Source organism: Streptomyces sp. NPDC047072 (genome assembly GCF_040643855.1).
Lineage (GTDB): Bacteria > Actinomycetota > Actinomycetes > Streptomycetales > Streptomycetaceae > Streptomyces.
Genome location: NZ_JBEYVC010000123.1, coordinates 18714 through 31154 on the forward strand (window position 1 = coordinate 18714; position 12441 = coordinate 31154).

Consider the following 12441-nt stretch of genomic DNA (forward strand, 5'->3'; position numbering starts at 1 on the left):
GACCCCGCGCCCGGATCCTCCGCGAGGACGCCCGCAAGTCGGTGCCCCGGCCGACGCGCCCGCGGCCCGTCCCTCCGTACCTTCACCTCGCCGGCACCGAACCGAACCATCCCACCCCGAGGACGGACATCTCCCATGACCCAAGTGATCGAACTGAAGGGCGTGTCGAAGCGGTACGACAACGCCGGCGCGCCCGCGCTCGGACCGCTCGACCTCACCGTCGCCCAGGGAGAGGCCCTCGCCGTGACCGGCCCCTCCGGCAGCGGCAAGTCCACGCTCCTCAACCTCGTCGCCGGGCTCGACAAGCCGACCGAGGGCACGGTGACCGTCGCCGGACAGCGCATCGACACCCTCGGCGAGCACGCGCTGGCCCGCTACCGCCGTGAACGCGTCGGCATGGTCTTCCAGTTCTTCAACCTCCTCGACGACCTCACCGTCGCCGACAACATCCAGCTCCCCGCCCAGCTGACCGGTACCGCGCGCGGCAAGGCGGCGGCCCGGGCCGGAGAGCTCATGGAACTGCTCGGCATCCAGAAGCACGCCCGCGCCTACCCCGGCCGGCTCTCCGGCGGCGAACGCCAACGGGTCGCCGTAGCCCGCGCGTTGGTCAACCGGCCCGCGCTGCTGCTGGCCGACGAACCCACCGGCGCCCTCGACAGCGCCTCCGGGCAGGACGTCCGCCGGCTCCTGGTCGACCTGCACCGCAGCGGCCAGACCATCGTGCTCGTCACCCACGACCTCGCCCTGGCCGAGGCGTGCGCGAGCCGCTCCGTCCACCTGGTCGACGGCCACGTCGCCCTCGACTCCCGTACGGAGGCCGTCCGTTGACCGGCCCACTCGTCCGCGTCGTCCGCTCCGGTGTGGGCCGGCGACGCGTGCAGACCGTCGTCATCGCCGTCGCCACGATGATGGCCGTCGCCGCGGCCGTGGTCGCCGGCTCGCTCATGGTCGTCTCCAACGCCCCCTTCGACCACGCCTTCGCCCAGCAGCACGGCGCCCACCTCACCGCGCAGTACGACCCCGGCAAGGTCACCGACGCCCAACTCGCCGCCACCGCACGGCTCGACGGAGTCACGGCGAGCGCGGGACCGTACCCCGTCGCGACCGCCCGGGTGACCGACGCCGAGGGCCGGAGCACCCCCGCGCTCACCTTCGTCGGCCGCTCCGGCCCACAGGCCGCCGTGGACGGCCTCGACGTGACGACAGGGCGCTGGGCGCGCGCGTCGGGTGAGGTGGTGCTGAGTTCCTCCTACCGGGGGCCCGCCTTCGAGCTGGGCGACACCCTGGATGTCTCCGGCACCACCCTCACCGTCGTCGGCTTCGCCACCTCGGCCGGCCGGACGGCCGACGCCTGGACGACCTCCGCCCAGATCAGGGCCCTCGCCTCGAAGGACACCCCGGTCACCAGCCAGATGCTCTACCGCTTCGACTCCGCCGGCACCAAGGGGCAGCTCGCCGCCGACCGCGAGAAGCTCGTCGCCGCCGTCCCGGCCGGGGCGCTCCTCGGCACCCGATCCTACCTCGACACCAAACGCGAGGCCGACCGGGGCGCGGCCCCGACCATCCCGTTCCTGATCGCGTTCGGGATCCTCGGCATCGTCATGTCGGTGATCATCGTCGGCAGCGTCATCAGCGGCGCGGTCGGCACCAGCCTGCGCCGGATCGGCATCCTCAAGGCCATCGGCTTCACCCCGCGCGAAGTCGTGGGCGCGTACGTGGCGCAGGCCCTCGTCCCCGCGGCCGCGGGCATCGCGCTCGGCGTCGTCCTCGGCAACCTGCTGGCCGTCCCCCTCCTCGACGACACCGAGCAGGCGTACGGCACCGCCACCCTGTCGGTGGCCTGGTGGGTGGATGTCGTGGTGCCCGTCGGCGCGCTGCTCGTCGTCGGGATCGCGGCCCTCGTCCCCGCCCTGCGGGCCGGGCGGCTGCGCACGGTCGAGGCCATCGCCGTCGGCCGCGCCCCACGTACCGGACGCGGGCAGTGGGCGCACCGCGTGGCGGGCCGGCTGCCGCTGCCCCGCCCGGTCACGTACGGTCTCGCGGGCCCGTTCGCCCACCCGGTCCGCACCCTCGCACTGCTGCTCGCCGTAGCCTTCGGCACCGTGGCGACGACCTTCGCCCTCGGACTCACCTCCTCGCTGAACGAGATCGGCCGGATCGCGGACCCCGAGGACCACGCGACCGTCACCGTCTTCGCCGGCGGTGCCCCCGAACCGAACGGCGGACCGCCCCCACCCGGCGCGCACCAGAGGTCCGCCCCCGCGGCGGGCACCACCCCGGCCGATCCCGCCAAGGTGAACGCCGCCATCAAGTCGCAGTCGGGCACCGCCTCCTCCTACGGCGTCGCCCAGCAGGACGCCACCCTCCCCGGCGTCTCCGGGAACGTCCACGCGACGCTGTACCAGGGCGACTCGGACGCCGGCAGCTACGCCATGCTCTCCGGTCACTGGCTCACCGGCGCGGGACAGGTCGTCGTACCCCCGCGCTTCCTGGAGACCACCGGCGCCGAGGTCGGGGACAGCGTGCGGGTGACCGTGGGGGAGGACACCGCCACACTGAAGATCGTCGGGGAGGCCTTCGACACCTCGGGCGGCGAGATCGAGGTCCACGTCGACATGGCCGACTTCCCGGCCACGAAGCCGCAGACCTACTTGATCGACGTGAAGCCGGGCGTCTCCGCCACCGACTACGCGAAGAGCCTCGACGCGAAGATCGCGCCCCTGGGCGCCGACGCGGAGGCCAACTCCCCGTCCGAACAGGACAACTTCATCATCATTCTGGACGCCATGGCCGCTCTCCTCACCCTCATGCTCGTCTCCGTAGCCGGACTCGGTGTGCTCAACTCCGTTGTCCTGGACACCCGGGAACGCGTCCACGACCTCGGCGTCTGCAAGGCGATCGGCATGTCCCCGCGGCAGACCGTGAGCCTCGTCCTCGCCTCGGTGGCCGGCATCGGCGTCTTCGGCGGACTGGTGGGCGTCCCCCTCGGCTACGTCCTGCACGGCTATGTGCTCCCGCTGATGGGACACGCGGCCGGCACCGAACTGCCCCGGGTGGTCCTCGACGTCTACGACCTCCCGCAGCTGATCCTGCTCGGCCTGGCCGGCGTTGCCATCGCCCTGCTCGGCGCGCTGCTCCCGGCGGGCTGGGCGGCGAAGGCACGCACCGCCACAGCCCTGCGCACGGAGTAGCGCTCACTCCCGCGACCGCAGGCCCACCACCAGGTCACGGGGGAGACCGTGGGTGTCGTGGAGGTACTCGTAGTCCCGCTCGCTCAGCGGCCCTTGGTACCGCGGCAGGGACAGCAGCCGTCGCCCCCGCTCCAGCAGGGTGTCGAACCGCCGCTCCTCCCGCAGCAGTTCGGCACGGACCACTTCCGTCCCGCAGGTGAGACGGAAGTGGTCCAGGGTGTGCCGGAGCAGCTCCACCGGCAGGTCGGACAGGGTGCGGGACGGGTCCTCGCGCCGCAGCGACGTCAGCAGCCGGCGGACGACACGGCGAAGGACGTATCCGCGCCCGGTGTTGGACGGCCGCACCCCGTCGCCGATGACGACGACACCGGAGCGCAGATGGTCGCTGATCAGCCGCAGGGAGGGTTCGTCGAGATCCCACAGCGGCGGCAGGAGCCGCGTCCACGGCTCGAACAGGTCGGTCTCGTACACCGATTCGCGGCCCTGGAGGATCGTGACCAGGCGCTCCAGCCCCATGCCGGTGTCCACGGACGGTCGTTCCAGGGGCTGGAGACCGCCGTCCTCATGGCGTCGGTACCGCATGCTCACGTGGTTCCAGACCTCCACCCACCGCGGATCGGTGGTGGGCGTGCCCTGCGGAGAGGTTTCGCCGGTCCACACGAAGATCTCCGAGTCGGGACCGCACGGCCCGACGGGCCCGTTGGACCACCAGTTGTCCTCCGTGGTCTGATCCACCGGCACACCCAACTCCCGCCAGGTGCCCAGGGATTCGACATCGGGGCCGACCTGGTCGTCGCCGCCGAAGACGGTGACATGGAGCCGCTCGTGGGGGATGCCGAAGCCGTCACGGAGCAGCTCGTACCCCCAACGCAGGCTCCGGGAGTGCTCGTAGTCGCCCAGCGACCAGGAGCCGAGCATCTCGAACACCGTGAGATGCGCGGAGTCGCCGACCTCGTCGAGATCGGTGGTGCGCAGACAGCGCTGCACATTGACGAGACGACGGCCCCCGGGATGCGGTCGGCCCTCCAGATACGGGGTGAGCGGGTGCATGCCCGAGGTGGTGAAGAGCACCGGGTCGCCGGGCGGGGGCAGGAGCGTGCTGCCGGTGATCAGGTGGTGGCCGCGCTCGCGGTAGAAGTCGGTGAAGACGCGCAGGGTCCGGTCCGTGTCCATGGCGGTGATCCTTCGGCTCGGGGGACCGGAAAGGACCGCGGGAGACGTGGGACCGTCCTGCACCGGCGGGCCGTTTCCGGCCGCCGGGGAGAGGTGAGGTCAGGCGTCGGCAGCCGGCGAGTTCGTCGCTCGCGCGGCCGCGGTGCGAGTGCGGATGGTGACCTCCATGGGGCCAACGGTACGCACGGCCGCCCCCGAACGGCATCCGGCTTTCGGGGACGGCCTTGGTGCCGGGCGCTTCAGCGTCGTACGAGATCGATCCGGTACTGCCGTGTCCGCGACCCGTCCTCGCTGGTCACGGTGACGACCACCTGGCTGCTGTCTCGTTCCACGGAGACGGCCGCGTAGGGGTCGTGTGCCGTCGCCGTGACGCGAGCGTGGCGCGGGTCGGCGGTCGTGACCCGGTAGGTGGTCGTGTCGGGGTCGAACGCGGGGATCGGCTGTCCGGCCACCTCGATCGAGGAGGCGGCCGCGTCCGAGGAGACGCCGGGTGTCCGGGCGTACACCTCGACCTCGCTCATCGTGAGATAACCGCCCGGACGAGCCGTCATGACCAGCCGCACGCCGGTCGCAGCGCCCGCCCGCAACGGCACGTCGACGACCGGCGTGCCCTCCGTCCCGACGGTGATCTCGTCACTCGCGTCGACCCAGGTCCCGTCCGACGCGTCGCGTGTCTGCGCCTTCAGGCTCGCGGGGAAGGACGTGTTGCTCCCGTCCCGGTAGAAGTGCGCCACCACCCGGTCGAGATCGCGAGCGGCCGGCAGGGTGAACGTGATCGTGTCGGACGGATTCTTCGTCCCGGAGCGCCAGTTGGACCAGGCTTTCTCCGTTGTGTTGCCATTGCGCAGCCCCTCGGCGGAGTACCCGCTCTCGGTGTATGTGGCCGCCACGGAGACGGCCGGATCCGGGGCGATGTTCGTCTGCGCGGGCTCGGTGACCTGGACGCGCACGGTCGCGTCGACCGTGCTGCCGTCCACGACGCGAGCGGTCCCGTGCAGCGTCACGACGCCCGCCGTGCCGTACTCGGGCGCCGCGTCCCAGGTCACGGGCAGGTCGGTCCGGCCGCCGTGCGCGCCGATACCCACCACCGTGTCGGGCAGTTCGGGGCTGCCACCGATGTACGTCTTGGCACGTCCGGGAAGCGTCGAGGCGATGGTGTCGACGGTGACGACCGCCTTCGCGGGGATCTCGCGCCCGAGCGGGTCCGTCGCCAGACCGGAGACGCGTACCGTGCCGGGCTTGCGCCACGCCCGCTCCGACGGCGGGTCCCACACCACGGGAAGCGAACCCCGGGAGCCGTCCCGGTAGACCGGCGTCACCGAGGAGGGGAGGCGCGGCGCCAGGCCGGGCACGGTGAACGCCTCGGCCGGCTCGGTGCGCAGCACGGTCTCGTCGGTCACGGACCAACGCTGGTTGGCGCCCGAAGTCGGCGTGTACGTCGACACCTTGGCGCCGTCCGCGGAGGACTGCCCGCTCACGTCGAGCAGGCGTCCGCTGGCCGCGTTGACGAAGGTCCAGGTGCCGTCGCCGGTCGTGGAGAGGATCCACTGGCTGGCGGGGTCGCCGTCGTCGGCCGGATCCTCCAGGACCGCTTGGTTCTCCCGTACGGCGAGACGCTTGCCGGTGGTTGCGGTGGTGAGGGCGTAGAGCTCGCGGTTCTCGTGGCCCGGCGTCAACTGCCGTACGGACCACAGCTGTTGGGCGCTGGCACTGTCGGTCGTACGGATGACGACTCCGCTGCCGTCGGCCGCCGGGGCGAGCGACTTGCCGCTCTGCGTGCCCTGGAGCCGGTAGACATGGCCGTCCTGCACGAGGGCGGCGTCCTTCGCCACGCCGCTGACGCCGTCGACCAGGAAGGTCGTGACCGACTTCGCGGGGACGGTGAGGGTGGCGGACCGGCCGCTGACGTGGACGGGTGTGCCGCGGACGAGGGCGCCGTCCGCACTGGTCACGACCGGGGTGACGGTGGCCTTCGGCGTGACCCGGCCGAAGCGCGAGAGGTCGAGGGTCACCGCACGCGCCGTGGTCCCGCTGTTCACGTGCACCACGCTCACCCCGCGTCCTGACGCGCGCACCGCGGCGACGGTCGAGGCGTCGTCGACCTTGACGAAGTGGTCGCCGGGCCGGATGTAGTGGGTGAAGTTGCGGATGGTGTGGAACTTGGAGTTGGCCCGGATCGGGCAGCTCCCCAGGGTGTCGGCGGCCGTGCAGTTGAACGGCACATGGATGCTGCCCCAGTTCTTGCCCGCCGCGGCCTGCGGGATCGAGTCCTCGATCGGCTGCCAGAACACCCAGGCGGAGGGCTCCAGTTCACGCATGTCGTCGACCATCCGGGTGGCGATGCCGAGCCCCGGCTCCATGCTCGTGAAGTCGGTCCCGGTGCCCCAGGTGCCCTCGACCTCGCTCATCCACAGCTTCTTGTCGGCGCCCTTGGCGATGTCCCGGGCGCTGGTGCGCATGCCGGTGCCGTAGGTGTGGACGTTCAACTGGTCGACGGCGGTGCGTGCTTCGGAACCGTACGCGTTCCAGTTCTGGGTGAAGATGCTCGGGTTGGTCTCGTCCATCGCCGAGACGCGGGCGTCGGTCGTGGCGCCGTCGAGCGCCTTGTCGAGGGCGAGGACGACCTTCTGCTGGAGCGCGGGTCCGGCGTGCGCGCCCTCCTGGCGGCCGCCCGTGGGCTGACCGTCGGCCCCCAACTGGGTTCCCCAGTAGGTGGTGTTGGGCTCGTTGAGCGGGTCGATGGTGTCGAAGCGGATGCCGTGCTCCTGCTCCAGCTTCTCGGTCACCCGCACCAGATAGCGGGCGAAGTCGTCGACCCGGTCCGCGCGGATCTGGTCCGTGCCCGAGTCGAGGCCGCCGGAGACATAGCCGCTGACGGTCTGGAACCAGGGCGGGGAGTTGCTGAACGCCTCCCAGTCGGTCACCTTGTCCTTGACCTGGTCCACCCACCAGCGCTGACCGGAGTCGGCGTCCCAGTCCCAGTGGTCGGGGTTGTTCGGGTCCCACCAGTCCGTGTCCTCGCGGGTGGTGCCCTCGGGCGCCTTCCAGAAGCCGTCCATGGTCGCGCCGGCCTTCATGTAGTCGGCGCGCACGTCCGGGGCGTTGCCGCCGCCGATGTTGTACCGCGCGATGTTGAGACGCAGGCCGTCCTCACCGAACAGCATGTCGACCAGCTGTCTTCGGATCGGGTCGGGGTAGTTCCCGGTCGCGTTGGCGAACCAGACGAGGCTCGTGCCCCATCCCTCGAACTCCTGCTGCCGGTACGACGGATCGATCCGCACGGTGACCGCGCTCTGCGGTGCGGCGGTGTCGGCGCTCGCGGCGGGGGAGGTCAGGACACCGGCGCCGAGAGCCAAGGGGAGCAGGGGCGCCCACAGCCGGACGATGCGTTGTCGTGGGGACACAGCCATCCTCTCGTTGACATGTTCAAAACATCCTATTAGCCTCCGGGAAACTCGGGAAAGCGCTTTCCCCGGAATTCCCCCCCACCCGGAGGACCCCCATGAGCGCAGAGCACATCCATGTCCCGCGGACCTCGGCGGCCGTGGTCGCCCTCGCGGCCGTCCTGCTGACCGCGCCCGGCATCGCCCAGGCGGCACCGGCCCCGCCGACCTCCGTGGCGGCCCAGCCCCGGGTCGCCGCGGCCACCATCACCTGGACCCTGGAACGGGCGAGCAGTCCGACGCAGGACCAGCTCACCGCGTACGACCTCATCACCAAGGCGATGAACGCCGCCGTCACCCGCTACAACAACCTCAGCGACCTGGGCAAGACGATCACCGTCCGCTACGACACGAGTGTGGCCACCGCCGACGGCAACATCAACGGCACGATCCGCTTCGGCGCCAACCGCAGCTACATGACCGAGCGGACCGCGCTGCACGAGATCGCCCACACCATCGGCGTCGGCACGAGTTCGGGGTGGACACGGCTCGGCTCCACGGGCACCTGGAGGGGTGCGCAGGCCACGGCGCTCGTGCGGCAGTACGACGGGTCGAGCGCCAAGATCTCGACGGGCGGCGGGCACTTCTGGCCGTACGGCCTCAACTACGAGACGGAGTACTCCAGTACGGCGGCGGACCGGCATGTGCGGATCGTGGCGGCGATGGTGGGGGACGGGCTGTAGGCCGTTTGTCGTGGAGCTGGGCCGGGTCGGCGGGGTGGCTGTCGTATGGGCATCGCCGACCCGGACGAACGGGCCGGTCAGACGTAGCCGTCCACCCTGGTGTTGGCTGGAGCGAGGTCGGGCCAGGGGCGTCCGGCTCTGTCGGAGGCGGCGGACTGCAGAAGATCGAGAAGAGTGCGGCCCGGGTAGCCCTGGAAACTCGCGTAGGCGCCGCGGTAGTAGCAGTTCCAGTAGCTCACGACCCGCCGTTGGGTGCGTGCGAAATAGGCCGGGTTGTCCACGAGGAACTGCCCGTAGGCGAGGTGGCCGCAGGTGCCGGGCACGGCGAGGTCGCGGAGTTCGTCGCGGATGACGACCAGGATCTCCAGGACGTACTCGCCGACGAGTTGCACGACGAAGGGGACGACCCAGGGGTCCGTGGAACCGACGACCTTTTCGAGGTGGCGCTGTCTGACCACCCCGTCACAGTGCCTTGAGTAGAGGCAGTGCAGAAGCTGCCGTTGGTGCGACGAAAGCGACGCCACCGCGTCGGGTGGCGGCTCGTCGTTGTAGATGCGCTCGGGGATGAGAACCTGCCGGCCCGCAACGACGACCGAGAACGGCGCTGCGGGCAGGAGGCGAGAGGCAGGCATGACCGACACCACTGCCTCGGCATCGCCGGCAAGCTCGGCCGGGAACGCCATGGTCAACGGAGCGCTTCTGTCGGGTGGTTGCACGTGCTTGAGCATAGGCGGACGCCTAGCGAGGTGTCGCGAGCACGTCCCGGAGTACGTTCTCGAGCGTCACCCGGGCCAGTTCTTGTCTGAGGGTCTCCTCGATGCCGTCGTAGATGCTCTGCATCGCCGGCTGGATGCCGTGACCCACCACGCATTCCTGGTCCGGGGTGGTGCGGTGCATCGCGAACAGCGGGCCCGGTTCCACTGCCTCGTACACGTCGAGCAGGGTCATCGACTCCAGTCCGCGCGCCAGCGACCAGCCCGCGCCCACGCCCCGCCGCGACTCCACGAGCCCGGCCCTGCGCAGCTCGCCGAGCAGCCGTCTGATCACCACCGGGTTGGTGTTCGCGCTGGTCGCGATCTGCTCGGAGGTGGCGACCTCATGGCCCTGGCGCTGGTAGAGGCCGATCCAGGCCAGCGCGTGGGCGGCGATGGTCAGCCTGCTGTTGGCGCTCATGGACTCCTCCTCCCGGCCGCAACGCTTCATGTTACGACGGCGCAGTCGTAATAGAGAAGGTTGTGACTGGCTGTCGTAACAATTAGTGTTGCGACTGCGGGGAAAGGTCGATCAGCGAGGTGGGAAGAATGAGCAAGCCACTCACGGGCAAGGTCGCCCTGGTGACCGGGGGGTCGCGCGGACTGGGAGCCGCGACCGTACGGCTGTTGGCCGAGCAGGGCGCCGACGTCGCCTTCACCTACGTCAGTTCCGAGCAGCAGGCGCAGGCCGTCGTCGACGAGGTGCACGGCAAGGGGGCCAAGGCCGTAGCCCTCCGGGCCGACCAGGCGGACACGAGCCGGGCGCCGGCGCTGATCGACGACGTGGTCGCGTACTTCGGCGGACTGGACGTCCTCGTCAACAACGCGGCGATCTCGGTGGAGCAGGGTCGTACGGTGGACGACCCGGACGCCGACACCGCCGCGCTGGACCGGATGCACGCCACCAACTACCTCGGCGTGATCGCCGTCATCCGGGCCGCATCCCGAGTGCTGCGCGCGAACGGCCGCATCATCACGGTGAGTTCCGGACTGGGCTCCCGGGTCGGCGCCCCCGGCCTCGCCGACTATGCGGCCACCAAGTCGGGGATCGAGCGGTACACCATGGGCGTCGCACGGGACCTCGGGCCCCGGAACATCACGGCCAACGTCGTGGAGGCCGGACTGATGGAGGGCGGCATGCAGCCGCCGGACCCCGAGACCCTCAAGGCCCTGGTCGGCTCGCTGTCCCTGCAGCGCATGGGGCACCCCGACGAGATCGCCGCCGCGATCGCCTTTCTCGCGAGCCCCGCCGCGTCGTACGTCACGGGCGCGGTGCTGGACGCCCACGGCGGCTACAACGCCTGAACCGGAAGCCCTGTCACGGGCGTTGGTGCCTGATGACAAAGGCGCGACCGAGGACTGCGATGTTGTGAGCAACGCCGGAGCCGTGGGTTCCCCCGGACCTAACGTCCCAGCATGAACTTGAGTCGCAGCAAAGGACGAACCCTGAGAGCACTGCGGAGTGCTGCGCTGGCGGTGCTGCTGACCACCGGTGCGTTCACCGTGGCGTCCCCGGACGCCCAGGGAGAGAGTGCGCGGACGGAGAAGGCGGTCGGGTCGGTCGCCGGGGTGGCCGAGAGCGTGGTGCGGGTGAGAGCGCCGCTGCCCGCGTCCTTCGGTGCCCGCCCTGCCGCGTGCGACTGGCTGTCGTATCTGCGGTACCGGTCCACCGCGGGCCCCGCGCAGTCCGCCGACGCCGACCGGATCCTCGTCGCCCAGCCGGGCATCCTGGAGGGGGCAGGGGCCTTCGACAGCGTCGCCCGCAACGCCGTGGCACGCGCCGCCGAGCAGGGGGAGCACGTCGAGTTCTGGGCCCTGGACCGGCGCTCCAACTGCCTTGAAGATCCGACCGGGATCGCCTCGGGCGACCAGCACACGGCCGTCGACTACTACTACCGGGGCAAGCAGGTCGACGGCCGCACCTTCGCCGGATTCGTCGGCAACGACAAGCTCGGGTGGATGGCGAAGCTCGGCATCGAGCAGACCGTGCGGGACGAATACGACCTGCTCGCCGCCGAGTTGCCCGACCAGCGGGTGCGCAAGCAGAAGGTGCTGTGCGGCGGGCACTCGCTCGGCGGGGTGATCACCGGGTACTTCGCCACCGCCGACTTCGACGGCAACCCCGCCACCACGGCCGACGCGGGCCAGAACCAGTGCGCCGGGTACTTCGCCCTCGACACCACCGTCTCCACCTCCCTCGCCGACCTGAGCGGCAGCATCCCGGACGACACCAACCTCCCGGACGTGGGCCTCGGTTACGCGGCCGTGCAGGGGGGCCTCGACACCGGGCTGTTCCCGCGCTCGCTGTCCGCGCCGGTCCTGCTCAACCCGGAGACCATGACCCTGCTGGCCATCGCCGGCGTCGGCGCCCTGCAGGATCCCGGCGGCGAGGCCGACCTGCCCAGCTATCTGCCCTCCAACGTCAACATCGAGGCGACCAACCGCTTCCTGTTCTCCAAGGACACCGCCACCTTCCTGAGCGGCACGCCCGCGGTGAAGGACTTCCGGCTCACCAACCAGGCGGTCCTCGGCGCGCTCATGGACGACCAGTCCGTGCCGCTCGCGTTCCTCCAGAGCAGCGTCGGATTCTTCGACGGCGGGCCGGTCGTCGACAAGAACTTCCCCGCGGCCAACGGGAGTTCGGCGCAGCCGGGGCTGTTCGGGACCGAGTACAAGGCCATCCCGGCCGAGCCGCACGGCCCGCTCTACACCTGGCGCAACTACGACCGCGTCGGCGACGCGGACGACCCCGGGTACAAGTCGGCCGACGGCACCCCGTTCACCGACGCCGGAAAGGAGGTCACCGACATCCAGGAGCTGGCGCGCAGCCTGGCGCAGCAGCCGCTGGACTTCACCGAGCAGTACTTCCCGACCAAGCTGGTCACCGACCTGGAACTCTCCGACTCCCCGCAGGTGAAGAACCTCATCGTGCATCCCGAGGGGCTCACCGTCAACCCAACGCTCACCGTCCTCGCGGGCGACGGACTGCTGGCGGGGCGCGTCCCGGCCGACCTGCACCCCGTGGTCGCCGAGGGCTACCAGCACCTCGACGTCCTGACCGCGGCGGCCGTACAGAACAACGGGCGACCCGAACCGACGTCGACGGCACTCGCCGGGTTCGCCAAGTCCCCGCAGTAGCAGTCCCCTCCGCGACCGGCCGATGGCCGCTCAGCACGTGCGACACGGTGGTCGGACTGAC

General features: G+C 70.8%; 9 protein-coding genes. 5 read left to right on the forward strand and 4 right to left on the reverse strand.

Features of this window, described 5'->3' with window-relative positions; genetic code table 11:
* Window positions 1-135 precede the first annotated feature (135 nt).
* Together ABZ896_RS36700 and ABZ896_RS36705 are read left to right on the forward strand one after the other, a co-directional pair.
* Entirely contained in the window at window positions 136-828 is a 693-nt protein-coding gene (locus tag ABZ896_RS36700) for an ABC transporter ATP-binding protein (protein WP_360938898.1), read from the forward strand.
* Window positions 825-3191: an FtsX-like permease family protein gene (locus tag ABZ896_RS36705; RefSeq protein ID WP_360938900.1), complete on the forward strand. Its 2367-nt coding sequence runs from the start codon at window positions 825-827 to the stop codon at window positions 3189-3191. The genes ABZ896_RS36700 and ABZ896_RS36705 overlap by 4 nt, the downstream gene beginning before the upstream one ends.
* A 3-nt stretch (window positions 3192-3194) precedes the next feature.
* On the opposite strand, the gene ABZ896_RS36710 is transcribed toward ABZ896_RS36705, so the two are convergent.
* Together ABZ896_RS36710 and ABZ896_RS36715 are read right to left on the reverse strand one after the other, a co-directional pair.
* Window positions 3195-4364 carry an alanine--tRNA ligase-related protein gene (locus tag ABZ896_RS36710; protein WP_360938902.1) on the reverse strand — a complete coding sequence of 390 codons (1170 nt, stop codon included), beginning with the start codon at window positions 4362-4364 and terminating at the stop codon, window positions 3195-3197.
* A gap of 239 nt (window positions 4365-4603) precedes the next feature.
* On the reverse strand, window positions 4604-7774 hold the full coding sequence (locus tag ABZ896_RS36715) for an RICIN domain-containing protein (RefSeq protein WP_360938904.1): 3171 nt from the start codon (window positions 7772-7774) through the stop codon (window positions 4604-4606).
* Between the two features lie 92 nt (window positions 7775-7866).
* Here ABZ896_RS36715 and ABZ896_RS36720 point away from each other — a divergent pair, with 92 nt between their 5' ends.
* Window positions 7867-8490 carry a hypothetical protein gene (locus ABZ896_RS36720; protein WP_360938906.1) on the forward strand — a complete coding sequence of 208 codons (624 nt, stop codon included), beginning with the start codon at window positions 7867-7869 and terminating at the stop codon, window positions 8488-8490.
* A gap of 77 nt (window positions 8491-8567) precedes the next feature.
* Here the strand turns inward: ABZ896_RS36720 and ABZ896_RS36725 are convergent, their stop codons facing one another.
* Both ABZ896_RS36725 and ABZ896_RS36730 read right to left on the reverse strand, forming a co-directional pair.
* On the reverse strand, window positions 8568-9218 hold the full coding sequence (locus tag ABZ896_RS36725) for a hypothetical protein (protein ID WP_360938908.1): 651 nt from the start codon (window positions 9216-9218) through the stop codon (window positions 8568-8570).
* Window positions 9219-9228: 10 nt separating this feature from the next.
* A complete protein-coding gene (locus ABZ896_RS36730) occupies window positions 9229-9663 on the reverse strand; it encodes an Rrf2 family transcriptional regulator (RefSeq protein ID WP_360938910.1) in 435 nt (144 codons plus the stop codon).
* Between the two features lie 128 nt (window positions 9664-9791).
* Between ABZ896_RS36730 and ABZ896_RS36735 the strand changes: the two genes are divergently transcribed.
* Complete coding sequence (locus tag ABZ896_RS36735; protein ID WP_360938912.1) at window positions 9792-10547, forward strand: SDR family oxidoreductase; 756 nt, start codon at window positions 9792-9794, stop codon at window positions 10545-10547.
* Between the two features lie 111 nt (window positions 10548-10658).
* A complete protein-coding gene (locus ABZ896_RS36740; RefSeq protein ID WP_360938914.1) occupies window positions 10659-12380 on the forward strand; it encodes a hypothetical protein in 1722 nt (573 codons plus the stop codon).
* Window positions 12381-12441 lie beyond the last annotated feature (61 nt).

Bases quoted from the DNA above. Each gene is read 5' to 3' on its own strand.
- ABZ896_RS36700 (WP_360938898.1), top strand. From the start codon at position 136: ATGACCCAAGTGATCGAACTGAAGGGCGTGTCGAAGCGGTACGACAAC.
- ABZ896_RS36710 (WP_360938902.1), bottom strand. From the start codon at position 4,364: ATGGACACGGACCGGACCCTGCGCGTCTTCACCGACTTCTACCGCGAG.
- ABZ896_RS36715 (WP_360938904.1), bottom strand. From the start codon at position 7,774: ATGGCTGTGTCCCCACGACAACGCATCGTCCGGCTGTGGGCGCCCCTG.
- ABZ896_RS36720 (WP_360938906.1), top strand. From the start codon at position 7,867: ATGAGCGCAGAGCACATCCATGTCCCGCGGACCTCGGCGGCCGTGGTC.
- ABZ896_RS36725 (WP_360938908.1), bottom strand. From the start codon at position 9,218: ATGCTCAAGCACGTGCAACCACCCGACAGAAGCGCTCCGTTGACCATG.
- ABZ896_RS36730 (WP_360938910.1), bottom strand. From the start codon at position 9,663: ATGAGCGCCAACAGCAGGCTGACCATCGCCGCCCACGCGCTGGCCTGG.
- ABZ896_RS36735 (WP_360938912.1), top strand. From the start codon at position 9,792: ATGAGCAAGCCACTCACGGGCAAGGTCGCCCTGGTGACCGGGGGGTCG.
- ABZ896_RS36740 (WP_360938914.1), top strand. From the start codon at position 10,659: ATGAACTTGAGTCGCAGCAAAGGACGAACCCTGAGAGCACTGCGGAGT.